This window comes from Haloglomus salinum (assembly GCF_024298825.1).
GTDB classification, from domain to species: Archaea; Halobacteriota; Halobacteria; order Halobacteriales; family Haloarculaceae; genus Haloglomus; species Haloglomus salinum.
On sequence record NZ_CP101153.1, the window covers coordinates 63,805 to 89,015 of the forward strand.

Annotated in this window: 22 protein-coding genes; 10 read left to right on the plus strand and 12 right to left on the minus strand. The window is 63.9% G+C overall.

Translation table 11 applies throughout. The features are described 5' to 3' along the window. Nucleotides 1–48 precede the first annotated feature (48 nt). The gene (gene gyrA, locus NL115_RS00315) at nucleotides 49–2,580 is read left to right on the plus strand and encodes a DNA gyrase subunit A (RefSeq protein ID WP_254831243.1); all 2,532 of its coding nucleotides are present in this window, start codon (nucleotides 49–51) and stop codon (nucleotides 2,578–2,580) included. A 44-nt stretch (nucleotides 2,581–2,624) separates the two neighbouring features. Here gyrA and NL115_RS00320 read toward each other — a convergent pair whose 3' ends face one another. Further along, a complete protein-coding gene (locus NL115_RS00320) occupies nucleotides 2,625–3,047 on the minus strand; it encodes a hypothetical protein (RefSeq protein ID WP_254831244.1) in 423 nt (140 codons plus the stop codon). Nucleotides 3,048–3,144: 97 nt separating this feature from the next. Between NL115_RS00320 and NL115_RS00325 the strand changes: the two genes are divergently transcribed. Continuing rightward, the gene (locus tag NL115_RS00325) at nucleotides 3,145–3,804 is read left to right on the plus strand and encodes a class I SAM-dependent methyltransferase (protein WP_254831245.1); all 660 of its coding nucleotides are present in this window, start codon (nucleotides 3,145–3,147) and stop codon (nucleotides 3,802–3,804) included. Nucleotides 3,805–4,064: 260 nt separating this feature from the next. Here the strand turns inward: NL115_RS00325 and rocF are convergent, their stop codons facing one another. After that, nucleotides 4,065–4,964 carry an arginase gene (rocF, locus tag NL115_RS00330; RefSeq protein ID WP_254831246.1) on the minus strand — a complete coding sequence of 300 codons (900 nt, stop codon included), beginning with the start codon at nucleotides 4,962–4,964 and terminating at the stop codon, nucleotides 4,065–4,067. A 67-nt stretch (nucleotides 4,965–5,031) separates the two neighbouring features. Further along, the gene (locus tag NL115_RS00335; RefSeq protein WP_254831247.1) at nucleotides 5,032–5,949 is read right to left on the minus strand and encodes an NAD-dependent epimerase/dehydratase family protein; all 918 of its coding nucleotides are present in this window, start codon (nucleotides 5,947–5,949) and stop codon (nucleotides 5,032–5,034) included. A gap of 118 nt (nucleotides 5,950–6,067) precedes the next feature. Here NL115_RS00335 and NL115_RS00340 point away from each other — a divergent pair, with 118 nt between their 5' ends. The 3 genes from NL115_RS00340 (at nucleotide 6,068) to NL115_RS00350 (ending at nucleotide 9,111) form a co-directional block, all read left to right on the plus strand. Next, nucleotides 6,068–6,601, plus strand: coding sequence for an HTH domain-containing protein (locus tag NL115_RS00340; RefSeq protein ID WP_254822823.1), 534 nt, complete (start codon nucleotides 6,068–6,070; stop codon nucleotides 6,599–6,601). A gap of 227 nt (nucleotides 6,602–6,828) precedes the next feature. Further along, nucleotides 6,829–7,995 carry an NAD(P)/FAD-dependent oxidoreductase gene (locus tag NL115_RS00345; protein WP_254831248.1) on the plus strand — a complete coding sequence of 389 codons (1,167 nt, stop codon included), beginning with the start codon at nucleotides 6,829–6,831 and terminating at the stop codon, nucleotides 7,993–7,995. Nucleotides 7,996–8,196: 201 nt separating this feature from the next. After that, entirely contained in the window at nucleotides 8,197–9,111 is a 915-nt protein-coding gene (locus tag NL115_RS00350; protein WP_254831249.1) for an alpha/beta fold hydrolase, read from the plus strand. Between the two features lie 200 nt (nucleotides 9,112–9,311). Here the strand turns inward: NL115_RS00350 and thsA are convergent, their stop codons facing one another. Beyond that, entirely contained in the window at nucleotides 9,312–10,994 is a 1,683-nt protein-coding gene (gene thsA / locus NL115_RS00355; protein WP_254833125.1) for a thermosome subunit alpha, read from the minus strand. Between the two features lie 245 nt (nucleotides 10,995–11,239). Here thsA and NL115_RS00360 point away from each other — a divergent pair, with 245 nt between their 5' ends. Next, a complete protein-coding gene (locus tag NL115_RS00360; RefSeq protein ID WP_254831250.1) occupies nucleotides 11,240–12,709 on the plus strand; it encodes a hypothetical protein in 1,470 nt (489 codons plus the stop codon). Nucleotides 12,710–12,725: 16 nt separating this feature from the next. Here NL115_RS00360 and NL115_RS00365 read toward each other — a convergent pair whose 3' ends face one another. Next, nucleotides 12,726–13,331 carry a KH domain-containing protein gene (locus tag NL115_RS00365; RefSeq protein WP_254831251.1) on the minus strand — a complete coding sequence of 202 codons (606 nt, stop codon included), beginning with the start codon at nucleotides 13,329–13,331 and terminating at the stop codon, nucleotides 12,726–12,728. Nucleotides 13,332–13,576: 245 nt separating this feature from the next. On the opposite strand from NL115_RS00365, the gene lrpA1 reads away from it, so the two are divergent. Further along, complete coding sequence (gene lrpA1, locus NL115_RS00370; protein ID WP_254831252.1) at nucleotides 13,577–14,005, plus strand: HTH-type transcriptional regulator LrpA1; 429 nt, start codon at nucleotides 13,577–13,579, stop codon at nucleotides 14,003–14,005. A 311-nt stretch (nucleotides 14,006–14,316) separates the two neighbouring features. Here lrpA1 and NL115_RS00375 read toward each other — a convergent pair whose 3' ends face one another. The 7 genes from NL115_RS00375 to NL115_RS00405 form a co-directional block, all read right to left on the minus strand. Then, a complete protein-coding gene (locus NL115_RS00375; RefSeq protein WP_254831253.1) occupies nucleotides 14,317–14,514 on the minus strand; it encodes a hypothetical protein in 198 nt (65 codons plus the stop codon). 331 nt (nucleotides 14,515–14,845) lie between these two features. Beyond that, nucleotides 14,846–16,357: a class I adenylate-forming enzyme family protein gene (locus NL115_RS00380; protein ID WP_254831254.1), complete on the minus strand. Its 1,512-nt coding sequence runs from the start codon at nucleotides 16,355–16,357 to the stop codon at nucleotides 14,846–14,848. An 802-nt stretch (nucleotides 16,358–17,159) separates the two neighbouring features. Then, nucleotides 17,160–18,620, minus strand: a complete 1,461-nt coding sequence (locus NL115_RS00385; RefSeq protein WP_254831255.1) for an amidohydrolase family protein — start codon at nucleotides 18,618–18,620, stop codon at nucleotides 17,160–17,162. Nucleotides 18,621–18,804: 184 nt separating this feature from the next. Next, nucleotides 18,805–20,133, minus strand: a complete 1,329-nt coding sequence (locus tag NL115_RS00390; protein WP_254831256.1) for a cytochrome P450 — start codon at nucleotides 20,131–20,133, stop codon at nucleotides 18,805–18,807. A gap of 243 nt (nucleotides 20,134–20,376) precedes the next feature. Next, the gene (locus NL115_RS00395) at nucleotides 20,377–21,294 is read right to left on the minus strand and encodes an ABC transporter permease (RefSeq protein ID WP_254831257.1); all 918 of its coding nucleotides are present in this window, start codon (nucleotides 21,292–21,294) and stop codon (nucleotides 20,377–20,379) included. Then, nucleotides 21,291–22,349 (minus strand): ABC transporter ATP-binding protein, encoded by a 1,059-nt coding sequence (locus tag NL115_RS00400; protein WP_350355267.1) that lies wholly within the window; start codon nucleotides 22,347–22,349, stop codon nucleotides 21,291–21,293. The genes NL115_RS00395 and NL115_RS00400 overlap by 4 nt, the downstream gene beginning before the upstream one ends. 91 nt (nucleotides 22,350–22,440) lie before the next feature. After that, a complete protein-coding gene (locus NL115_RS00405; protein WP_254831259.1) occupies nucleotides 22,441–23,127 on the minus strand; it encodes a helix-turn-helix domain-containing protein in 687 nt (228 codons plus the stop codon). Between the two features lie 252 nt (nucleotides 23,128–23,379). Between NL115_RS00405 and NL115_RS00410 the strand changes: the two genes are divergently transcribed. Genes NL115_RS00410 through NL115_RS00420 form a run of 3 tightly spaced genes read left to right on the plus strand, consistent with a single transcriptional unit; the run spans nucleotide 23,380 to nucleotide 25,199 of the window. Next, a complete protein-coding gene (locus tag NL115_RS00410) occupies nucleotides 23,380–23,826 on the plus strand; it encodes a carboxymuconolactone decarboxylase family protein (RefSeq protein ID WP_254831260.1) in 447 nt (148 codons plus the stop codon). 58 nt (nucleotides 23,827–23,884) lie between these two features. Continuing rightward, entirely contained in the window at nucleotides 23,885–24,688 is an 804-nt protein-coding gene (locus NL115_RS00415; protein WP_254831261.1) for an alpha/beta fold hydrolase, read from the plus strand. Next, nucleotides 24,681–25,199: a hypothetical protein gene (locus NL115_RS00420; protein ID WP_254831262.1), complete on the plus strand. Its 519-nt coding sequence runs from the start codon at nucleotides 24,681–24,683 to the stop codon at nucleotides 25,197–25,199. Before NL115_RS00415 ends, NL115_RS00420 begins: the two co-directional genes overlap by 8 nt. The last annotated feature ends 12 nt before the right edge of the window (nucleotides 25,200–25,211 follow it).

Consider the following 25,211-nt stretch of genomic DNA (forward strand, 5'->3'; position numbering starts at 1 on the left):
TAGAGTCACGTTGGAGTTCGACGCCGAATCGACGACGGAGGGCGAACGATGAGTTCGGACGTCCCGGACGTCCCCGACGAGGTCGCGGAACGGGTCGAGAGCGTCCGCGTCGAGGACGAGATGGAGCAGTCGTACATCGACTACGCGATGAGCGTCATCGTCGGGCGTGCGCTGCCCGACGCGCGTGACGGCCTCAAACCCGTCCAGCGGCGCATCCTCTACGCGCTGCACGAGATGGGGGTCACGTCGAACTCGGGGCACCGCAAGTCCTCGAACGTGGTCGGGGAGACGATGGGTAACTACCACCCCCACGGCGACAGCGCCATCTACGACGCGCTGGCGCGGATGGCCCAGGACTTCTCCCTGCGCTACCCGCTCGTCGACGGACAGGGGAACTTCGGGAGCATCGACGGTGACCCGCCCGCGGCGATGCGGTACACGGAGGCGCGGATGGCGCCGCTGGCCGAGGAGATGCTGGACGACATCGAGAAGGACACCGTCGACTTCGAGGCCAACTACGACGACCGGCTCCAGGAGCCAGCGGTCCTGCCGGCTGCCCTCCCGAACCTGCTGCTGAACGGTGCCTCCGGTATCGCCGTCGGGATGAGTACGAACATCCCGCCGCACAACCTGGGCGAGGTCATCGACGCCTGCATCCACGTCATCGAGAACCCCGAGTGCCCCATCTCGGACCTCATCGCGACGAAGGAGTCCGGCGGTCCCATCAAGGGCCCCGACTTCCCGACCGGCGCGCGTATCGTCGGCAAGGAGGGCGTCTACGACGCCTACACGACCGGCAAGGGCCGGGTCCGGGTCCGCGCGGAGTACGACGTCGAGCACAACGAGGGCGGGAAGGACCGCATCATCATCACCGCGTTCCCGTACCAGGAGAACAAGGCGCGCCGCATCGAGCGCATCGCGGACGACGTCAACGAGGGGAAGATAGAGGGCATCACGGACATCCGCGACGAGTCCGACCGGGACGGGGTCCGTGTCGTCATCGAGCTGAAGCGCGGCGCGAACACGGAGGTCGTCGAGAACCAGCTCGTCGAGCGCCACCTCGAGGGGACCTTCGGCGTCAACTGCGTCGCGCTCGTCGACGGCCAGCCCCAGCGGCTCGACCTCAAGCGGATGCTGGAGGTGTACGTCGACCACCGCCGCGAGGTGGTGCGCCGGCGCTCCGAGTTCGAACTCGCGGAGGCCGAGGACCGCGCGCACATCCTCGAGGGCCGGCTGCAGGCGTTGCAGAACGTCGACGAGGTCGTCGAACTCATCCGGAACAGTGAGGACCGGAACGCAGCCATCGAAGCCCTCCAGACCGACGAGGACGCGCTCGGCTTCACGCTCAGCGAGGCGCAGGCCGAGCACATCGTCCGGATGCAGCTCGGGTCGCTGACCTCGATGGAGGCCGCCGACGTCGAGACGGAGTACGAGGAGGTCACGGCCGAGATCGAGCGCCTCGAGACCATCCTCGGCTCGCAGGCGGAACTCGACCGCGTCGTCACGGAGGAGCTGGAGGAGATGAAGGAGAAGTACGACGACGAGCGCCGGACGAGCTTCATGGAGGACGTGGGCTCGGTCACGCGCGAGGACCTCATCCCCGAGGAGGACGTGGTCGTCGTCGTCACGGAGGAGGACTACGTCAAGCGGATGCCCCTCGACGACTTCGACCCGCAGCACCGCGGCGGGAAGGGTATCATCGGCGTCCGCCCGAAGGACGGGGACCGCGTCGCAACCGTCTTCGAGGCCAACACCCACGACTACCTGCTCTGCTTCACCAGCAAGGGGCAGGTCTACCGGTTGAAGACCTACGAGATTCCCGAGATGGGCCGGACCGCACGCGGCACGTCGGCCCAGCAGGTGCTGGACCTCGACGGTGACGAGGAGATCAACGCCGTCGTCGACCTCGAGGACCTCGACGAGGAGGACTTCCTCGCGATGGTCACGCGGAACGGCTACGTCAAGCGGACGGAGGTCGGCGCCTTCGAGAACGTCCACTCGGGCGGCATTCGCGCTATCAAGCTGGAGGACGGCGACAGCCTCGCCGACGTCGAGGTGACGGACGGCGAGATGGACCTCGTCATCGCCAGCCGGCAGGGGATGACCATCCGCTTCGACGAGGACGAAGCCCGCTCGATGGGTCGGACGGCCCGCGGCGTGAACGGCATCAAGCTCCAGGACGGTGACGAGGTGGCCGGGCTCGTCGCCACCCACGACGAGGACGAGCGCGCGCTGTTGACCGTCACCCGGCAGGGGTACGGCAAGCGCACGCGGCTCGCGGAGTACCGCCGGCAGTCCCGCTACGGGAAGGGACTCATCGACATCAAGACGACCGAGCGTAACGGCCAGGTCGTCTCCGTCAACGCCGTCACGGACGACGACGGGCTGGTCATCATGAGCGAGAGCGGCCAGATAATGCGGACCCACGTCGACGAGGTGTCGATGCAGGGCCGCAACACGATGGGCGTCGTCGTGATGCGCCTCGACGATGACGACTGGGTCGCGAGCGTCGACACCATCCCCGCGGCCGACAACGACCCCGACGCCGAGGACGACCCGACGGCCGACGCCGACGAGTAACCCCGCCGTCCACGGGTTCCGGTCGTGGCAGCCGCCCCGACCGCCTACTCTTCGCCGTCGTTGTAGAACCGTTCGTCGAGCGCCCGCTGTGCCTCGTCGTCGTCCTCGTACCGCTCGTCGAGGGCCGCCTGGCTCGGGGCCGTCTCCGCCTCGCCAGCGACGCGGTCGACGCGCAGCTGGGTCCGTTCCTCGCTGAGGCCGAGGCTCTCGGCCATCCGGCGCTCGACCTCCTCGGGGTCGTCGGCCTGCGAGCCGACCTTCCGGGCGATGAGGAACAGCCCGAATCCGACCGCGGCGAACAGGACTGACAGGGCACCGATAGCGACGAGCGCCCCGGTCTCGCCCCCGACCAGCAGTGCGCCGACCAGCGCCACGAGCACGACGACGAGCACCGCGCCGGCAGCGACGAGCGCCGCGCTCGCCCGGTCGGCGGCGGCCGCACCGTTCGTTCCTGCGTCTCCGGTCACAGCCGGACACAGGGACTGCCACCTCAAAACGCTGGCCCCCGCGGTCCCGCGACCCGCGACCGGCAGACCCTTGCTCGACGCGAGCGCCCGGGCGACCGTGACGGACATCCAGTCCCAGTCGCACGCGGACCGCGTGTACGACTGGTGGAGCCAGCACCCGGGGCTGTTCGACCTGTTCGCGGGCGCCGCGTTCTTCGGACACTACCGCGACCTCCGCGAGACGGCCGTCGCCCGCCTCGACATCGCGCCGGACGACCGCGTGCTGGACCTCGCCTGCGGGACGGGCCCGAACGTCCCGTTGCTCGTCGACCGGGCGGGCGAGGAGGGCATGGTCCTCGGCTTCGACCACTCGCGCGGGATGGTCGCGGCCGCCCGCGACCGGGGCCGCGAGGGCAAGTACGCAGCCGTCCGCGTCGCTCGGGCGGACGCGGGCAACCTGCCGCTCCCCGACGACGCGATGGACGCGGCGCTCTGCACCCTCTCGCTGTCGGCCATCCCCGACCACCTCGCGGCCATCCAGGAGCTCCGGCGGGTCGTCCGGCCCGGCGGCCGCGTCGTCGTTCTCGACGCCCAGCCGTACCAGTCGGGGCCGATGCGCCTGTTCAACCCACTCGTCAACTACGTCTCCGCGGTCGCGACGAACTGGTACCCCGACCGCCACCTCCCGACGGACCTCCGTGCGGCGTTCGGGGCCGACCGGGTGGACGTGGACCTGTACAACGGTGGGACGGCGTTCGTGGCGACGGCCGAAATATAGCTATAGGCCGATATATTTCAAATATGGCTAAATTACACCCCATATATCGCACCCATATTTGATATTGGAGAACTCGGTTGGGTAGTGCATACCGCGCGAGCAGGGCGGGACTCCGTCCCGCTTGCAGTCGGACGTAGTCCGACGACGAAGCGAGCGCGGTTTCACCGGCGGCGAACGAAGTGAGCCGCCGGCCTTTTTCTGAACGTTTTTGCTGCGAGTGGTTCGGCGGCTTCGCCGCCGAACCCGAGCAGGAAAAAGCTCTATATGATACGCTTCCCGAGCGCGCTCGCGACCAGTTCGACCCCGAGTTCTGCGGTCCGGTTGAGTTCGTCGAGGATGGGGTTGACCTCGACGAGTTCCATCGAGACGAGCAGGTCGCGATGCTCGGCGATCTCCTCCATCGCGGCGTGGGCTTCGCGGTAGGTGGCGCCGCCCCGGACCGGCGTCCCGACGCCGGGTGCCTCGTCCGGGTCGAGGAAGTCCATGTCCAGCGAGGCGTGGAAGCCGTCGGTCCCCCCGGTCGCCACGTCGACGGCCTCGTCAGCGATGGCCGGGAGCCCCCGGTGGTCGATGTCGCTCATCGTGTAGACGGTCAGGTCGGACTGGGCGAGGGCATCGCGCTCGGCGTCGTCGAGGTCCCGGATGCCGACGAGGACGACGTTCTCGGGGTCGATACCGGCACGGGCCCAGTCGTGGTCGGCGAACTCGCCGACACCGAGTGCGGCCGCGAGGCTCATCCCGTGGACGTTGCCGGAGGGCGTCGTCGAGGGGGTGTTGTAGTCGCCGTGTGCATCGAACCAGACGACGCCGAGGTCACGGTCGCGCGCGGCGCCGCCCATCGAGCCGATGGCGATGGAGTGGTCGCCACCGAGGACGAGCGGAAGCCGGCCGTCGTCGACCGCGTCGGCCACCTCGTCCGCGAGCACGGTACAGACCTCCCGCGTCTCGTCGAGGAACTTCGCGCTGTCGCCGTACTCCCCGCCGGTCCCGTCGTGGGTCTCGGGGCGAGGGACCGGCAGGTCACCGCGGTCCGCACAGGGGTGGCCTGCAGCCTCGATGTCGTCGGCGAGCCCGGCGTACCGGATGGCCGACGGCCCCATGTCCACGCCACGCCGGTCGGCGCCGAGGTCCATGGGAACGCCGATGAGTCGAACGTTCATGCTCGGCGGTCGAGTCCCTCCGGCATAGGGTTGTGGTCATGCGCGCCGCGAGAACGCCGCGGCCCTGCTACTGGTACTGTGAACAGACGCGTTCGAGGCCCTCGTCGAAGGAAATCTCGGGTTCCCAGCCCGTCGCCGCCTGCATCTTCGAGGGGTCGGCCATCGTGTCGTGGACGTAGACGTCCTCGGGGATCTGGTTCTCGGCGTACACCGGCTCGACATCCGCCCCGAGTTCGTCGTTGAGGCGGTCGACCAGCTCGTTCAGCGAGTAGGACTCGCCAGTCCCGAGGTTGTAGATACCCTGGAGGTCGTGGTCCGCGGCGAGTTCGATGCCGCGGACGATGTCGTCGACGTGGGTGAAATCGCGGGTCTGCGTGCCGTCGCCCCAGATTTCGGGCCGCTCGCCGTTCGCGATGGCGTCGGCGAACTGCGCGATGAGGTTGGCGTACTCGCCCTTGTGTTCCTCGGCGCCGCCGAAGCCCTGGTAGACCGAGAAGAAGCGCAGCCCGCACGTGGTAAGCCCGTAGTGGTGGTTGAAGTACTCGGCGTACCGCTCGCGGGCGAGTTTCGAGGCCTCGTAGCCCGTTCGTGCGGTCACCTCCATGTCCTCCGGCGACGGTTCGGTCCGGTCGCCGTAGATAGACGAGGTCGTGGCGTAGACGACGTGGTCACAGCCGTCCTGCCGGGCCTGGTCGACGGTGTTGACGAAGCCCTCGATGTTGACGCGGGCGCCGCGGGCAGGGTCCTCCTCGTGCATGAAGTACGAGGAGAGTGCCGCGAGGTGGAACACGACGTCGACGTCGGTCGGAAGGTCGTCGTCGAGCACCGAGCCCTCGACGAACTCGACACCGTCGTCGAGGTTCTCCGGCGTGCCGAGATAGCCGTCGTCGAGCGCGATGACCTCGTTGTCCGTGGCGAGCCGGTTCGCCAGGTTCGACCCGATGAACCCCGCACCACCAGTCACCAGCACACGGTTCCCGTGCATACCGGAGGGGCCGCGTCCGCGCGCAAAGACGTGTCGGTCCCGTGCCGGCTGTCCGTCTGTCCGCCGCTGGCCACCTCACCACCGGATTTATGCGAAACGATGGTGAACTGTCCGTTACATGTCGTCCATCGAGCTCACCCCCAGTCAGAAGGCGATTCTCCAGGAACTCGTCAATCTCTACCGGGAGTCCGAAACCGCCGTCAAGGGGGAGGACATCGCGGACCGGGTCGACCGCAACCCGGGCACCATCCGCAACCAGATGCAGTCGCTGAAAGCCCTCCAGCTCGTAGAGGGGGTACCAGGCCCCAAAGGGGGGTACAAGCCGACCGCCGGAGCGTACGAGGCACTCCAGATCGAGGATATGGAGCAGGCCGCCGACGTGCCGTTCTTCCACGACGACGAACCCGTCGAGGGCGCCAACGTCCAGGAGATCGACCTCACCAGCGTCCACCACCCGGAGCTGTGTCGCGCGGAGATCCGCATGCAGGGCTCCATCTCCGAGTTCCACGAGGGCGACCCCATCCAGGTCGGCCCGACACCGCTCTCGAAGCTCGTCATCGAGGGGACCCTCGAGGGGAAGGACGACACCAACAACACGCTCATCATCACCATCGACGATATGCGGGCCCCTGCCGAGGAGCCCGCGCACTGACGGTCTCGGCACCGCTCGAGAGGGGGTTCATCCCTCACCACGGCCCGTTCCTCCGCCACGCGCCAGGCCCCGAGAGGGTCATTCGGCGCCCGTCAATCGACGGGCGTCGTTTCAGCCACGTATCAACGACCCAGTCTATCGAGGCCGATTCGGCCGCGTTACCTCGTCACACCCCCACACGAGGGCGAATCAACACCTTTGTATCCGGGCGACGCCGACCCACGAACATGACAGAGGACGTCGTCGTGCTCGGCTCCGGTTACGCCGGCACGGGCGCGGTAATGAGTCTCGAAGACGAACTGAACGGCGAGGCCGACGTGACGTGGATCTCCGACGTCCCGCACCACCTTGTGCTCCACGAGTCCCACCGCTGCATCCGGGACCCGTCGGTCCAGGACAAGATCACCTTCGACTGCGAGGACATCGCCGGTTCGGCCACCCGCTTCGTCCAGGGCACGGTCGAGAACGTCGAGCCCGACGAGCGGACCATCGACCTGGCCGACGGCTCCACGGTCGACTACGACTACCTCGTCGTCGGCTTCGGCTCCCGGACCGCGTTCTTCGGCATCGACGGCCTCAAAGAGCACTCGCTCACGCTCAAGAGCCTCGACGACGCCCTCGAGGTCCACGAGGAGGTCAAGGAGGCCGCCCGGCAGGCCTCGCGCAACGACCCCGCGCAGGTCGTCGTCGGCGGCGCCGGCCTCTCGGGTATCCAGTCGGCCGGCGAGATCGCGGAGTTCCGCGACCGCCACCGCGCCCCGATAGATATCCACCTCGTCGAGGGGCTGGACAACGTCTTCCCCAACAACGACCCCGTCGTGCAGGCCAAGCTCCACAACCTGCTCGAAGACGCCGACGTCAACATCATGACCGGCGAGTTCATCGGCGAGGTCGACGAGGAGACCGTCTACGTCGGTGACGATACGGAACTGGACTACGACGTCCTGCTCTGGACCGGCGGCATCACGGGCCGCGAGCCGGCCGCGAACACCGACCTTGACCAGGACGAGCGCTCGCACCGCATCCACGCTGCCTCGGACTTCCAGACCGACGACGAGCGCGTCTTCGCGCTCGGCGACGCCGCCCTGGTCGACCAGGGCGAGAACCCCGCTCCCCCGACCGCGCAGGCCGCGTGGCAGGCCGCCGAGGTCGTCGGCGAGAACGTCGCCCGCACCATCCGCGGCCAGCCCCTCGAGGAGTGGCGCTACAAGGACAAGGGTACCCTCATCTCCGTCGGCGACGACGCCGTCGCGCACAACGTGATGGGTGTCAAGGCCGTCTCGCGGACGTTCGGCGGCCCGCTCGCCGAGACCCTGAAGAAAGGCGTCGCCGCCCGCTGGATCAACGACGTGGCCGGGCCTATCGCGGCAGCGAAGGCCTGGCCCGACATGTAGAGCTTTTTTCCGACTCGGGTGGCCTTGCCCTCGCCTGCGGCGAGCGCTGCGGCCACCACTCGTCGCAAAAAACGTTCAGAAAAAGGCCGCCCTCCGGCCCTTCGGGCCTCCGGGCGGTGAAACGCGCGCCTCCGGCGCGCGTACGTACTTCTCGATTGCTGCTGTCGGCGCCTCTTTCACTCCGGCACTCGCAGAGCGCCCATGCCACCTCGTCTCTCCACCGACGCCTCGCTCATCCGCGACCCGGGTGTCGAATCCGTCTACCGCGACATCGACGGCCTCGAACTCCACGCCGTCGTCGCTGGCGACCCGGACGACCCGCTCGTCGTCCTGCACCACGGCTTCCCCGAGTTCTGGTGGGGCTGGGCCGACTACATCCGGCCGCTCGCCGACGCGGGCTATCGTGTCCTCGTGCCGGACGGTCGGGGCTACAACCTGAGCGAGACGCCCGACGACGTGGCCGACTACAGCGCGGACCGGCTCTCGGCCGACCTGCAGGGCTGGGTCGAGAGCGAGGGCCGGGCGTCGGCCCACGTCGTCGGGCACGACTGGGGAGCCGCTGTCGCGTGGGACGCCGCCCTCCGGCATCCCGATGTGGTCGACCGGCTCGTGACCATCAACGTCCCGCACCCGGCGGCGTTCGCGGGCGCCCTGATGCCGAGTCGCGAGCGCTGGAAGCTCAACCTCCGGCAGTGGCGCCGGAGCTGGTACATCCTCTTCTTCCAGCTCCCGAGGGTCCCGGAGTGGCTCAACCGCCGCGACGACTACGAGGGGATGGCCCGCTTCCTCCGGCAGGCCTCGCCCGGAACGTTCTCCGACGCCGACATGGACCGCTACCGGGCGGCGTGGAGCCGGCCCGGAGCCCTGAAAGCGATGCTGGACTGGTACCGCGCGGCCGTCCAGCACCGGCCCGACCTGCCCGGCATCACCGTCGAACAGCCGACACTCGTCGTCTGGGGCGAGCAGGACGACGCGCTCCTGCCCGAGTTGGCCGAGCAGAGCGTCGGCTTCTGCGCGGACGGTCGGCTGGAGACGTTCCCCGAGGCGAGCCACTGGGTGACCCACGAGCGACCGGAGGCGGTGACGGAGCTGATTCTGGAGCACCTGGAAGAGTAGCGGATTATTCTCCTGCGAGATATTTTTCTGTAGAATTCTGGATTTAATGCACATATAGGCTTCTTTCGAAGGATATATTCGGAGTCCGCGGTGACGAGCCCAGCAGCTCCTGTCCACGGAGCGTCGAAAGAAACGGAGTGTCGGTCAGCAGACGGTTCGAGGCGCGGTCGGTGGGAGGGGTGCTGTGGCGGTGGCCGACTTCACATCATGCCGCCCATGCCGCCGCCCATGCCGCCCATGCCGCCGCCCATGCCGCCGGGGGCGCCGCCCGGGCCGCCGGGTCCGCCGGCGTCCTCGTCGTCGTCGCCGGTCTGGCCGCCCTTCAGGTCGCCAGCGGCGATGACGTCGTCGATGCGCAGGATCATCACGGCCGCCTCGGTGGCGGACTCGATGGCCTGGGTCTTCACGCGGAGCGGCTCGACGACGCCCTCCTCTTCCATGTCGACGATGTCGCCGGTGTAGGCGTCGAGGCCGGCGGCGGTGTTGCCGTCGTCGTGCTCGGAGCGCAGGTCCACGAGCGAGTCGATCGGGTCGTGGCCGGCGTTCTCGGCGAGCGTACGCGGGATGACGTCGATGGCGTCGGCGAACGCCTCGACGGCGAGCTGCTCGCGGCCCTCGACGGAGTCCGCGAAGTCACGGAGCCCCATCGAGAGCTCGATCTCGGGGGCGCCCCCACCGGGGAGGACCTTGCCGTCCTCCAGGGTGACGCGGACGACGCCCATCGAGTCCTCGATGGCGCGCTCGACCTCGTCGACGACGTGCTCGGTCCCACCGCGGAGGACGAGCGTGACCGAGCGAGCCTGGTCGACGTCCTCGACGAAGATGCGGGTGTCGCCGCCGATGTCCTTCTCGGCGACGGAGCCGGCGAAGCCGAGGTCGTCCTCGGTGATGTCGTCGATGTTGGAGACGACCTTCGCGCCCGTGGCGCGCGAGAGCGCCTTGATATCGGACTTCTTCGCGCGGCGGACGGCGAGGATGCCCTCCTTCGCGAGGTAGTGCTGGGCCATGTCGTCGATGCCCTTCTGGGCGAAGACGACGTCCGCGCCGGCGTCCTTGAGCTGGTCGACCATCTCGCGGAGCTGCTCCTCCTCCTGGTCGAGGAACTGCTGGAGCTGGTCCGGCGAGTCGACGTTGACCTCGGCGTCGATCTCGGTCTCCTTGACCTCGATGGCCGTGTCGAGGAGGGCGACGTTGGCGTCCTCGGCCATGTACGGCATGTTGTCGTGGACGCGCTCCTTGTCGACGATGACGCCCTCGACGAGCTCGGAGTTCTCGACGGCGCCGCCGACGACCTTCTCGAGCTTGACGTTGTCGGTGTCGATACCGTCGTCGTCGGCGACGGCCTGGACGGCCGAGACGACGAGCGAGGAGAGGGTGTCGCGTGCGTTCTCGGCGCCCTTGCCAGTCATCGCCGTCGCGGCGATCTCCTCGAGATACTCCGTATCGTCCGAGGAGACCTCGATGGCGTTCTCCTTGAGGATCTCCTTCGCGCGCTGGGCGGCCTGGCGGTACCCCTGCGCGAGGATGGTCGCGTGGATGTCCTGCTCGAGGAGGTCCTCGGCCTTCGCGAGGAGCTCGCCGGCGATGACGACGGAGGTGGTGGTCCCGTCACCGACCTCGTCCTCCTGGGTCTCGGCGACCTCGACGATCATGTTGGCCGCGGGGTGCTCGATGTCCATCTCCTTGAGGATGGTGACGCCGTCGTTCGTGACGACGACGTTGCCCGTCGAGTCGACGAGCATCTTGTCCATCCCCTTCGGGCCGAGTGTCGTCCGAACGGACTCGGCGACGGCCTTCCCGGCCGTGATGTTCATCGACTGGGCGTCTCGCCCGGAGGTCCGCTGGCTGTCCTCGCTGAGTACGATAAGGGGCTGGTTCCCCATCTGCTGCTGAGCCATAATCAGTAGAATCTGTGTTTGTGGTTCTACATAAAGGTTTCTGTACCGCTGTGCCGAACCGCCGGACGTGGGGGGTTACGGGGCCTGTGAGTGGGTCGCAAGGACGCCACTTTTATCAGTCTGGCGTAGCGGGCGATAGCGAGCGGCGAGCGGCCCCTCACAGCCGGCGCTCGCCGTCGAGCCCCGTTTAGGCCCTGTATAGTAAGGGAGTGGTGTCCACCCGCTCAGGTATGCGGCGGCGTGACCTCCTCGCGACGACCCTCGGCTTCGTCACCCTGACCGGTTGCATCCAGGGCGAATCCACCACCGACCAGGGACCGACCCCGGTTCCGGTCCGCCACACGAGCACAGCCGGCCCGCCCGAGGTCGAGTGGCAACGCGACTACGGCGCGAAGGGCAAGCCGTCGACACACACCCCGAACGGCTCGCCGGCCCTGTACGCCAACGCCGTCGAGCGCGCCGGTGGCGGTGGGTTCGTCGTCGCTGGCGAGAACTTCGGCCGCGGCATCGACGCCTACGCCCAGTGGCTCGACGCCGACGGCCGCACGACCCGCATCCACACGTTCGGCCGCGAACACGTCAACACGAGGAACGTCTACCAGGGAGACGGTATCAACCGCGCGAACGGTGTGGCCCGAACCAGCCAGGGTGGGGTGGTCGTCGCCGGCACGCAGGCCCGCTCGCAGCCGACCGACAGCCACGACGAGGTCGTCGGTCCGATGGGATGGGCAGCGGAACTCACCGCCGAGGGCCAGGTGCCCTGGTCCTTTGCTCCGGACGGGCAACCCCGCGGGAGTTTCGAGTCCGCCGCGTCGACCGGGGACGGGCGAACCGCGCTCGCGGGGCGTCGCTCTACCGACCAGGGACTCGCGGGTTGGCTGGTGGTTCTCGACGACGGTGGGAGTGTGACCACCGAGACCACGCTCCAGTCGGGAGTCCCCGAGCGTGGCCAGGTCGCCGAGGGGTTCCGCTCCGTCACCCGGACCGGCGACGACGGCTTCCTCCTCACTGGCAAGCACGCGAGCGGCGGCTGGCTGGTGAAGACCGACGACTCCGGAACGACGCAGTGGGAACACCGGTTCGACGGCCACTCGGTCATCCTCATGGACGCCGTCGAGACCCCGGACGGGGCGTACCTCGTAACGGGACGGCGGACGAACCCGGACCAGCAGGCGACCTACTCCATCACGAAGTCCGGGACCCACCCCTCGGACCTCGTGGTCCGGCAGGTGAGCGCCGACGGCGACCTCGGGTGGACCCGGACGGTCGACGCCGGTGGGAACGAAATCGGCACTGCCATCACGGCGACGGCAGACGGCGGCGTCCTCGCGGCCGGCACGCACCACCTGAACGACCGGGAGGGAGTGGTCGCCGCCAAGCTGGACGCTAGCGGTCGGCCACAGTGGACAGAGACCTACCTCGTGGACGCGTCCATCTCCGGGACCGACGTCGTGCAGGCGCCCGACGGCGGCTTCGTCGTCACCGCCAGGGAACTGACCGTGAAGCTCGCCGGAACCGGCACCGCCAGCACGGACACCGGCCGAGAAACCGGGTCAGAGACGGACTCGGCCGCTGAATCCACGCCAGCCACCGGGTCGACGACGGCCACTGGGTCGGAACCAGCTACCGAGTCGACACGGGCTACCGGGTCAACAACCTCGAACCGAACCGGGACAGAAGAGGCAGACCCCTACGCCTGAGCGGCAGTCGGGGCAGTCAGTCGCCGCCCTCGGCCTCGCCGGGGTCACCCGTCGCCTCGGCACCGCCGGCCTCGCCGCCCGGGAACTCGTGGTACTCGATACCCTTGGTCTCCATCTCGTTGTGCTTGCGCTCGAGGAAGGAGTAGACCGCGCCGTGCGGGGCGCCGTCGAGAATCATCTCCACGGCCGACCGGACGACCTCGACCTCCTCGGGTTCGCCGATGATGCCGACGGTCTTCCCGTAGATGACGACCTCGGCGCCGGAGAGTTCGGCCATCAACTGGCGGGTCCGACCGTCCTCGCCGATGAGACGACCCTTCTGTCGCCGGAGGTCGTTCTCGTTGCGGGTAGCGGCGCGGAGGTCGACGAGGTCGAGCATCCGCATGTCGCCGCCGAGCAGCGAGAGCGCGGCCTCGGGCGAGAAGCCCCGACCGATGGCCTTCACGATGTCCGGTCCCTTCAGGCCCTTCACCGGGTCGCCGACCGTCTCCACCCGCACCGAGCCGGTCTCGCTGTCGATATCGAGGCGGACCTCGGCACGGGACTCGATCTCCCGCATCGTCTCCCCGCCCTCGCCGATGAGGGCGCCGACGCGGTCCTGCGGAATCGTCACGTGCTGCATGCGAGTGCGTTCGTGACGACCCCGTTTAAGACTTCGCTGTGGCCGCGAGTGCCACACGTGGGGCCTCCTCTCCCGGTTCTCGCGACCCACCCACATGCACTCGGCGGCACCCGGTCCGCAGTCGACACCGCGCCCGACCGCCGACCCGACGGACAGCGTGGCGACCGGGACGGGACGGCGCTTGAGACGCGAACTTCGGTTTACGTTTCCGAAAGAGGTTTTTCGACGGCCGCAAACGGTATGATATGAGCGCAGAGTCCACGGAGGACCGTATCCTGTCCGTCCTGGAGGAGGACGCACAGGCCTCCTACGCCGAAATCGCGGACCGGGCCGGTGTCTCGAAGCCGACCGTCCGGAAGTACATCGACCGGCTGGAAGAGGAGGGCGTCATCGTCGGCTACTCGGCCGACGTCGACCCGAAGAAGCTCTCGGGGCAGTCTATCGCCCTGGTCGGCCTCGAGGTGGCCAGCGAGTCGTACGTCGAGGCGACGCGCGCCCTGAAGGCACTCGACGCCGTCGAAGCACTGTACTCCTCCAGTGGCGACCACACGCTGATGGCCGAGGTGCGCGCTGCCGACGGGGACGCACTCGGCGAGGTCATCGCCGACGACATCCTCGCCGTCGATGGAATCGAGGAGGCCCATCCCTCCTTCCTGCAGGAGCGCTTGAAATAGAGCGGTTTTCACGCCTCGGGTACCACTCGGCGTCGTGGAATCGTGGAGCGATTCCACGGGCAATCAGAGCGCGAAGCGTTCTGATGCCAGCAAAAAACGTTCAGAAAAATGCCGGGCTACGCTCACTTCGTTCGCACCGGCCGGAGAAACGCGCTCACTTCGCTCGCGCATATGTATCAGCAGAGATTACCTTCTGACAGGAACCCAGTGCAAGACTCAGAGCGAGAGTGCAGCACGAGCCCGAGGTCAAACATCACGGCGCGGTGATCCCGTTTCACACCGGAGATTGGAACGCGTCGTCGGACGATTCGCTAGATTTCGTCACCGCCGCCGCTCCCCTCCGAGGGCATCGTGGCTTCAGGGTCATAGATGCCGTAGAGACCGGTGAACAGGAAGATACCGCCGACGAAGAGCATAATGGGGCCATCGGGTACCTCTCCCGTGTACGTTATCCAGGGAATGTCTCCCGTGTACACAGTCCAGAAAACAGCAGCACCGAACACTGCCATACCGACCGAAATGATACGCTGAGTCCTTGTACTCCGGTAGACTCTCCCCATAACAGAACACGTTGTCAATTTCGTTAATAAATTTGGGGCGTGGAACTACTTGCGACTTCGTGACGCGATTGGCGAGACCGTTTCCATCAGCTGACGAGAGCGTTCTCCACGAGGACTACCACTCTCGTCATAGCGGCTCGAGCGGCAGCCTGCGACTTCAACCGTGAGTCGATGACGGTTCCGCTCAGGTCCATGCCCAGAAGGCCGATGCCGCGTCTCGGACCCGAGCCTTCCAGAGGTGGCGGTGTCCGCGTTCGAAGAGGTTGCGGGAGATGCCGAATCAGTCGAATCGGTCTCTCAGCGATACCTTGTCGACCTTCCGCGTCTCGGTTTTGGGCAACTCGTCGACGAACCGCACGACCCGAGGCCGCTTGTAGTTCGCCAGTTCATCAGACTCGCGACAGTGGTCGATGACATCGTCCTCGGTCAGTTCGTCTCCGGCTGGGACGACGATGGCGGTGACTGCTTCACCGAGGCGTTCGTGCTCGGTCCCGATGACGGCGACGTCGCGAACGTCCGGGTGTTGCGAGACGATGTCCTCCACCTCCGCGGGGTAGACGTTCTCTGCCCCGGTGATGATCATGTCGTCGATGCGGTCCTCGATACGGTAGAACCCGTCTTCGCCCACCCAGCCGATGTCACCGGTGTAGAGCCAGTCGCCATCGAACGCCTCCGCGTTCACTTCCGGGAGTTCGTGATAGCCGGGCGTCACCGTCTCGCCACGGACCGTTATCTCTCCCACTTCGCCCGGTGGCAGCTCCTCCCGGGTTGCCGGGTCGGTGATCTTCACGTCGACCAGCCGCTCGTAGGCCCGGCCGATGGTCCCGTCTTTCTTGTCCTTCGGGTGGTTCAGGATGGCCAGCGGCGTCGTCTCGGTCATGCCGTACCCCTCGGTGATGGTGACGCCGAACCGTTCCTGGAACTCCTCGATGGCGTGTTTCGGCACCGGCGCCGAACCGACAATCATCGCCGACATGTGACTCAGGTCGTAGTCGTCGGCCGAGTCGAGGTGGAGCAGGTCGGTCATCATCGTCGGGACGATGAACGAGTAGTGGGCGTCGACCGATTCCAGCATCTCCAGATACGCCTCCGGGTCCCACTCCGGGAGCAGGCCTGCCGTGCCGCCAGCGACCAGTGTCGGGGTGAGGGTGATATTCAGCCCGGCGACGTGGAAACACGGAGCGACCGTGACGGTGTTGGTGGTGGCGCCGAGTTCGTACATCTCGACGAAGCCCATCGCGTTGCCGATGTAGTTCCGGTGGGTGTGCTTGACGCCCTTCGGCTTCCCGGTCGTTCCCGAGGTGTACATGACACCGGCCACCTCGTCGCTCTTTGCGGGGTAGTTTCGGCCGCCGGCGTCGCCCGCTTCGATGAGGGCCTGGAGGGAGAGCCCCTCGTCGTATCCCTCCGGGACGATCGCTGTCTCCAGTCCATCGACCTTGTCCTGAAGCGAGAGCGCTGCGTCCGCGAAGGTGTCGGTCGCAAGAATACCCGACGCCCCCGCATCTTCGAGCACGTAGACGAGTTCCTCCGTCTCGAAGCGCAGGTTCAGTGGCAGGTGGTGGACGCCGCTTTTCAGGCAGGCCAGGACGGCGACAGCGAGCTGGGGGCTGTTCGGCGCGTAGAGGGCGAGCTTGTCGCCCGGTTCGAACCCCTCGGTTCGCAGCGAGTCCGCGAGACGGTCTGCTTGGTCCTGCAACTCCCGGTAGGTCAGTTCGGCGCCAGGGAAGGCGATAGCTGTCTGCTCTGCGTTGTCCCGAGCTGCGCGATCGATGTAGTCGGCGAAATTCATACGGTACCGCCTTCACCCACTGAGGACATAATAGTTACCAGCGTTACCATATAGCGAAATTTGTCACAACATCGTTAGGAGTGGTGTGGGTCTGGCCAGAGTCGTGAGGTGGATAGAGGCTAATCGTTCGGCCCGGGTTTCGGTATCTCTGCCTCGGAATCTGCCAATAAACCAAGCTGAGGACGCTGGCGAGGACGACTTGGAGGCCGCCGCCGACCAACCAGTGTTCCGGGTGACGGTCCAGCAGCAAAAACAGGCGAAGATGGAGTCCAAACATCCCGATGGCATCGTCTATGACTTCTCGCACCCACCCCTCGCCCAAGAGGAGAAGTTTCGCGCTCGGGTGGTCGGATTGGAGCACATCAGGTCCAGGTGGAATTTGACACCCAAGACGGGCGGGCGAAGCGGACCCGCGAGGTCGTCATCAAACGGCGGCAGTGCACGCGGGCGGAACGCATCCCCAAGCGGACAGATCCGCGCGAGCGCCTCTCCCGGATGGAGCTGGCGAAGGTAACTCGAGAAGCAGACCGATGGCACAGCGGCTTCGGACCGACCACAGTCGGGCAGCCGTCTCCCTGATGCTCGCGAGGCGGGTCGCACGGGAAGATGCGAAGGAGGCTCCCAACAGGTCCAGCGCCAAATGGACCGGTCGCGGCGTTGAATCCATGCTGAGACAGGGGTGCGGTCGGTTTATATGAAGAATATATCGGGCTCGGGCGCGGTTATATCGGCATAAGTGTGGAAAATCAATTAAATCCTTGATACAGTTTGAATTCGCCAGTTCTCGATTTTATATCAATATTCAGAACTTATCCTTGATGTGTTGCAGACCGAGACGAGCTACAAGATGTGCTGGCCCCCGTTTCGGGAGGTCACAGGCAGTACGCAGATGGCTCGGTGGATCACTACCGTCGAAATCCATCTCCCAGCCAAGATCGTCGCCGAACCGTTTTACAGCGGTTTCTGCACGTTTACAAATAGGACCAGGATCCAGCGATCGGACCTCGTTATCGTGCATGAGTAGCTCGCCATCGACAATCGTTGACTCGACATCGCCGGCCGTCGCCGTGTTCACTACTAGTGCTGGGATGTTCGTCTTCGGTGCGAACTTGGGATCCGTCAAATCCAGCACTATAAGATCCGCGCGCTTTCCGGGTTCGATACTGCCGATTTCGTCCCCAACGCCAAGCGCCCTCGCTCCGTCGATGGTAAGCATCCGAATCAGCTCCATCGAGTGAAACTGATTTGTCCCGAAGGAGAGGTTAGCCGCCAACCGTGTCTGTCTGGCTTCGCCCAGCAGGTCGCTCGAGTCGTGCCAGTAGTGATCGTCGAGACCGAGTCCAACTGTTGTACCGGCCTCTCGTAGCGACGGCACGGGTGTCCATTCGGTTTCCCCATCCGGTTCCCAGTAACAGAAGATGGACGGGCAGTGGGCGACGGATGCGTCGTTTGCTGCCATCCGCTCGGTATCGTCATCGTCGGCGACGCGAAAGTGGGCAGCGACGAGACGCTCGTTCAACAATCCGACCTCTTCCAGCAGCGCAAGTGAGTCCTCAGCGTCGTTCGCCCGGGCCATCGTGTTGCTTGCGTCCAACTCGAGGAGGTGCGTGTGGACAGGTAGGTCGGGATACTCGGTTGCAAGATTAGCAGTACGTTCCCAGACGTCCCGAGAGCACGACCAGTCGTCGTGAGGACAAACCGTCGCCTGAATCCTCCCATCGTAGCTGCCGTGATACTCCTCGATGAACGAGCGAGCGCGCTCGAACTGCTCGTCTTCGGGAATATCCCAGAACAGGTCACTGATCCAGGGGCCGAAAAAGCCCCGTAGTCCGGCTTTACCGAACGCTTCAGCCCCACGGCTCGGAAGCGCGTCCATCGCATTGGTCGTCGTGATACCACTCCGGATGAAATTTAGTGCGGCGAGATCACAGCCCGCTTCGACGAGATACTCGTATCGGCCTCGACCGAGCTGTTCACAGAGGGCGGTCATGTCGGCGAACAGCTCGCCGAGGCCCATTTCACTGAACGCACCGGTGAGTGCCGTCAGTTCGAGGTGGGCGTGGGCGTTGACCAGCCCCGGCATGACGAGCCGGTCGCGTCCGTCAATGACGGTGTCGGCGGCCGCGTCGGCGTCATTCGGTTCGGATGGTCGAACCTCCCGAATCGCCCCGTTGTCGACGACGACTGTCCCGTTCCGATACAGATGGTTCTCTGCATCGACGGTCAGCACTATCGCGTCGTGAATCAGGATATCTGCCGTCATGCTTGATTCCCTCCGGGACACTGTGTCTGCCCATCAGGAAATAGTAGGGTTGCTTCGCGCCATATAGCATGAGCTACTGAATCGGAGACCCGAGCATCCGTGAGATCGAACGGGGCGGAACACATCTCTTCCAGTATCGCTACCCTGTTCATCCCAGCCGAAGGGTGGATGATCCTGAAACGTTTCAACATTTCTCGAGTTCTATCTCGATCGGTTCAGCGGGCTTGAGGTTCGTACTGGCAATCAACTCCGGGCTCGGGTCGGAGACGAGGTCGAACGAATACTCGTTGAGAATCGTTGCGAGCACCGTCTTCATCTCCATACGAGCGAACCGCATCCCGATGCAGTGACGAGGTCCGCCGCCGAACGGGAAGTAGGCGTACTCCGGGCGGTCGTCGTCGTCGTCCGCGAACCGCTCCGGGCGGAACGTTTCTGGGTCGTCCCACCACGCCGAATCGCGATGGACGGCCCACTGCGGCAGCACCAAGGTAGTTCCCTCAGGAATAGTATACCCCTGTAACTCCACGTCCTGCGAGGTTTCCCGGAAGAACATATACACGGGCGGATAGAGGCGTAACGCCTCGTCGATCACGTTTTCTGTCTGTTCGAGCTTGGGGAGATCCTTGGCGGTCAGGTTCTCGTCACAGGCGGCGTCGATTTCTGCCCGGAGCGCAGCCTGCTCGTCAGGGTGCTGCGCGAGACAGAGTAACGTGTAGGTCAATCCGAGCGCAGTCGTCTCGTGCCCTGCGAAGAGGAACGTGACCATGTTGTCTCGGAACTCTTCTCGTGTCAGGTCACTCGCTTCGACGACCTCCACGAGGATCGACAACAGGTCATCGCCACGGTGCTCTGGGTTCTGTTCCCGCCGCTGTCGGGCCAGATCGTCGACGAACTGCTGGAGTTCGTCGGTTTTCTGCCTGTAGCGCCGATTCGTCGGCGTTGGGAGACGGTCCGGAAGGAACGACCAGAACCTGCTCGTATCGAAGCGCGCAAGGATTGCGTCCGAGGCCTCCGAGACGACCGGGTTCTCCGTCACATCCACGCCGAACAATGTCCGTCCGAGTACGTCTATCGTCATCTCGGTCATCCGGTCGTTCACGTCAACGACCATCCCGTCACGCCACTGTTCGACCGTCTCTTCCGCAGTGGTACGCATCTCGGGAACGTACGTGTTTATCCGATTCCGATAGAATGCTGGTTGGACCTGTGTCCGTTGGTTCTGCCACTGACCTCCTCCCGTGACGAATAACCCCTCACCCATTGCGTCGGCGAGATTCCGGGTCAACACCTCGCCCTTCTCGAAGGCCTCGTGACTGTCGAGGAGTACTTGCTGTATCGCGTCGGGATGGGCAATCATGCACGCCTCTGTCCCGAATACTTCGTAACTCGCGATGCGACCGTACTCGTCGCGTAACTCCTCGAAGAACCCGAAGATATCGTAGCTCAGATCAACTGTATTACCGACGACTGGTAATCCGCGTGGACCGGGTGGATATCTCACTTCCGTGTTCATATCTTGTTTTCGATACTTGGGCTCCGATAGTGCTCGAATGCGATACGGGTGCCATCTGCTGACGTGACTGTTCGCATCGTGTGGATTTCTTCGTTGATGCGCGAAGAGTGAACCCCTGTCTCTCAGTCATTCGACTCTTTTTGTGGGGGTCCTTCTGCCAGTGGTCTCGTTAGGCTCTCCTGAGAGAATCGTTCAGAGAAACAGTTGACTCAGCGAGTCTACGAAAACGAGCAGAAGGGACCGTTACTGAACTTCAGCCCTGGAGGCCCGCTTGAGAAGGCGAATCGCGATACCACCTAGTACGACGTTGAACCCGAGAAGAACCACAGTTGCAGGGACGACCGTGTTCCAGAGTCCCCCGAGCGATGTTATCTCGATGACCGACATTACGTCCTGTCCGAGCATCAGCGCCCGGATCGCATCGACACCGTACGTGATGGGATTGGCGACTGCGACTGCCTGAATCCAGCCAGGGAGGACCTCTAATGGAAGAAACGCACTAGAGATGAAGAGAAGAGGGAACGTCAGGAGGTTCGCGATCATCACGGTGGCCTCTCGGTCACGTGTAACGAGCGCGACGATATTCGAGTACGCCATGAAGACCCCACCGAAGATGACGGTCACAGTGAATATACCGAGTACGCCGAACACTCCTGTTTGGAGATACTGCTCTGCGGTTGTACCCGATTTGAGAAGCAACAGGAGATATCCGAGCCCAAGGATGATACCTGTTTGAGCAGCGATTCGGACTACCTCCGACAGTGCTTTGCCGACAAACATGGCGCCTCGATTCATCGGGGAAATCAGCGTCTTGTCGAACATGCCGGTCTCCATATCGTCTACCAGTCCGATGCCGGAGACAGCAGCGGCTGCTAACGCTGACTGAATAATTATCGCGGGCGTGAGATACGTCACGTACGTAACGTCACTCTGTACCGACTGGGTCACGGCTCCGCCAGCGATTGCGCCGAGGACTTCGGCCATTAGGACGAAGAAGATGATCGGCTGGATCAGTGACGTGAAGGTCACGTAGGGATTGCGGGAGGTCTTGACCAGCCACCGCTTGAAGCTGATCCGCGTGTCAGTCGCGGAACTGTTCCCCGATGCCCTCTTTGCCGGGTCCTCATCGATGGTGCCAGGCTCGTCGGTAACTCCGCTCATCGAGCCACCTCCTGGGCACGCGTGGTCCCAGTACTGCTTCCGCTCTCACCAACATCCTCTCCCCCAGCCAGTGTGAGGAAGACGTCATCAAGCGTGGGGGAATGGATGTCGAAATCAGTGATTGTGATGTCTGCCGCGGCAAGTTCGGTGAAGAGCTTGCTCGTGGCCGAACGGGCGTTATCAGCTTCGATGGTCAGGCCATCGGGAGTCCGCTCGATAGCCACCGCGTCGATGGCATTGAGTTGGCGGACGGTGTTCCTCGCACAGCGCCGGGTCTCTTCTGACGGATCTTCCAGTGCGAGTGTGACGGTCTCCGTCCCAACAGCTGACTTGAGGGCATCCGGTGCTCCTGTGTGGGTGATCTGCCCATCCTGGAGGATGGCCAGGCGGTCACACAGTTCGTTTGCTTCTTCGAGATACTGCGTCGTCAGAAACACCGTCGTTCCCTGTTCATTGATCTTCTCGAAGTAGTTCCAGACCCGGAGTCGCGCCTCGGGGTCGAGCCCAGTCGTCGGCTCGTCGAGGAACACGACGGGTGGCCGATGGACGAGGACGGTAGCGGTATCGAGACGCTTCTGCATTCCTCCAGAGAACGTCTCTGCCCGCTTGTCCGCAACATCTCGCAAGTCGACGAGATCGAGCAGTTCCTCGATGCGATCCGCTCGCTCTGCTCTCGGAACGCCATACGTCCGGCACGCGACACGTAGGTTCTCACGAGGTGTGAGCTCGAAGTCGATACTCGTTTCCTGGGCCATGTAGCCAATAGATTCGCGCACGGCCTGGGGGTCGTTCTTCGTATCGTAGCCGTTGATCCGGACCGACCCCTGTGTCGGATGTAGTAGTGTAACGAGGGTCTTGATAGTGGTCGTCTTCCCGGCCCCGTTCGGACCGAGGAACCCGAAGAACTCGCCCGAGTCGACGTCGAGAGAGACGCCCCGGACGGCTTCGGTCCCATCTTGGTACGTTACACGGACATCCTCTGCGACGATTGCTGATTGATGTGCCGAGGAATCTGTGTCGGACACAGATTGGTGCTGTGCCTGTTGTACTACCATAGGCAATTAGCATATCACGACGAATCTAGGTAGGCGCTCCTCGAATTCATGCGGCTGTTTAAATCCCCAACGAACAGCGAGTCGATCTGGATTAGTTCGGAAGTGCCGGCCACATCGTAGCCAGGGTTTCTTCTATGAGTTGGGTTTGTGCTCGGCGAAGTCGTTCGGAGACAGAAGACGGAGATAGGTTCAGCTCCTCCGCAATATCTTCCAAGGATGCCTGCCGGGGGATTTCGAAATAACCCAGTTCATATGCGATCCGGAGCGCTTCGTGTTGGCGGTCAGTAAGTCCGTCGCCCGGTGGTTCGGATTCGCCGTCCTGTGTGAGGCGATGTAACCGGAAGTCAGCGTTCCGCTGCCAGAACGAGGAGAACTTATTGAATGCATCCCGATCTGCAAACCAACCGGTCTGTCGCCAGCCGTCCGGTCTCACGTCGATCCGCTGGATGATAGCGTCGGCCGTTGCGAGGGCCTCTAGCCCCTCGAGATCGTCAAGATACTCACCGAGTTGCTCCTCCAGACTGAGCGCTGGGAGTACCTGATATCGACGAGTTTCGCCAGCCTGTCCAACGAGCGTCCACTCTCCGACATCGTATGCCTCGGTTAATGCGTGCTCGATCTTCGACTGGAATCCGTCTTGTACGGTAACGAGAAACAGCGGCCGGTTTCCGTGATTGAACTGCATATCGAGTGTCAATGTCGCTTCGCGAACGGTTGCCGCCACTCCAGTCAGTGGCAGCCCCGGACAGTCGATACCGAATTCAGCGACGAGTCCCATGTGCTGCCGTTTCGACCGTCCATATTGAGTGTTGATGCAATAGTTCACGGACGACAGGATATCTAACGATTACAGCGCGGGTTCCACGAGTGGCCGACCCGTAGTCATCTACTCGATGTTATTCTGCCCCGGCCGCTATGACCCTCAACGGTCCTCTCTCCCAACTGACGCTGAACGGTACGTCTCACCTGCTTAAATAAGACCGAAATATTTCGATGAACAGTCTCCAGCTATCAGCCCCGATATTGCGGCATGGTTGAACTCCAGACGGATTATTATGCGCATGCACCAGAAGCCATCGACGGACTCGACCGAATTGCCGAGTACCTTGAGGAATCTGACATAGAGCCAGACCTACTCGAATTGATCAAGTTGCGTGCCTCGCAAATCAACGGCTGTGGCCACTGTACAGAGCTTCATTTCGAGCGGCTCGAAGAACTTGGAGAAGATTCGCAGCGACTATCGGTTCTCACAGCGTGGGATGAGGTTCCATACTTTTCATCTCGCGAGGAGGCAGCATTAGCTTGGACGGAGGAAGTCACACAAATTTCGCAGGAAATCTCTGAGAGCAGTTACGAGAAGGTACATGATGAGTTTTCAGATGAAGAACTGGTTATGATTACGGTCGCGATCAATTTCATCAACTTCTACAACCGACTCGCACTCTGCTTTCGCAGGCCATCAGACGAGGAGCCGTAAAAAGGGCCCCATGACTGAGAGAACGGCTTAGCCTCGTTGCCCTCGAACTCAGCGTTGCATGACGACGACAGAGACCGTAGACGGGACAGAGATAGCGTACGAACGATACGGTGACGGCCAACCACTGATCCTTCTCCACGGGGGGATGGCCTCTCGACAGTACTGGAATCCGGTCTTGCCGCATTTCGAAGAGTATGCCGCTGTGGTTCCGCAGCGACCGGGCTTCGGAACGTGCCTCGACGATCAAGAGGAGACAAGCGCGGAAGAAGTACTTCACCGCGAGACGCAGTACGTTCGCACACTCGTCAACGCGATCGACGGCGAGCCGATCCTCTCCGGCCACTCCTACGGTGCATTGACCGCAGTAGAGTCCGCGACAGATACAGTGGTCGATGCGGTCGTCGCATACGAACCGGCGGCACTCCCCGAGGAGTATCGCACGGAAGCCAATCTCGCCGAGCGGATGAGTGACTTGCTTGAGGAAGGTGACCGCCGGGAAGCCGTGAAACGCTACATCGAGGATGTGCTCCACCCGGATGGAATCGACGATCTCGACGCGTGGTTGGCAGAATGGCCCGTCTGGCCGGGATGCGTGGAACTCGCCGAAGAGGTCGTGAGGATGAACCGAGCCGTCGAGCGGTACGAGCTACCTGAAGCTCTCGACGTTAGAGTGCCCGTACTCGTGATGACCGGAACCGAAGGACCAGCATTCCTCCGAGAGAGTGCCCGTAGTTTTCATAACGCCCTCCCCCACAGTCGCCTCGTCGAGTTCGACGGCGTCAGTCACAGCGGTCCGAGTGAGGCGCCGAAACGAATTGCAGCTGAGATCGACTCGTTCCTTGTGAGCAGTCGTAATGAGTAGAGATACAGCTCAACGGCCGACCGCCGATAGGGCCAGCAGCATAGTATCCAGACGCAAGGTCCTCACGGGTCTCGGAGCGACTGCTGCGGCTGGTCTTGCCGGCTGCAGCGGCACCGAATCGGGCGGAACGGAAACCGTGGACTGTCACAGCTCTGCACTCGAGCACGGCGAGGGGGATGTCCTCGACGGGGGGGTGATGGCGACTGTGGAGGACAGGGATGTCCGCCTGGTGGTTCCCCTATCCGTCGAAACGGTACGCAGCCAGAACGTCGATCGACTCGAACTGGTCGATGCCTCAGGGGTGGTAGCACACGTGATTCCTGTGTCCCCGGAGGACCAGAACGTGATGGCCAACAAGATGGGAGTCGGTGAGGGACAACTCCAGTACGAACAGTATCTCGCCCAGCGGCCCTTCCACGGTCAGTACAGAGTCATCGCCCTTGATCGAAGCGGGACCGAACTTGACTCGATTACCATCGAGTTCAACTGTTTCCCTGAACTCGAGGACTGAGACTAGTCCTGA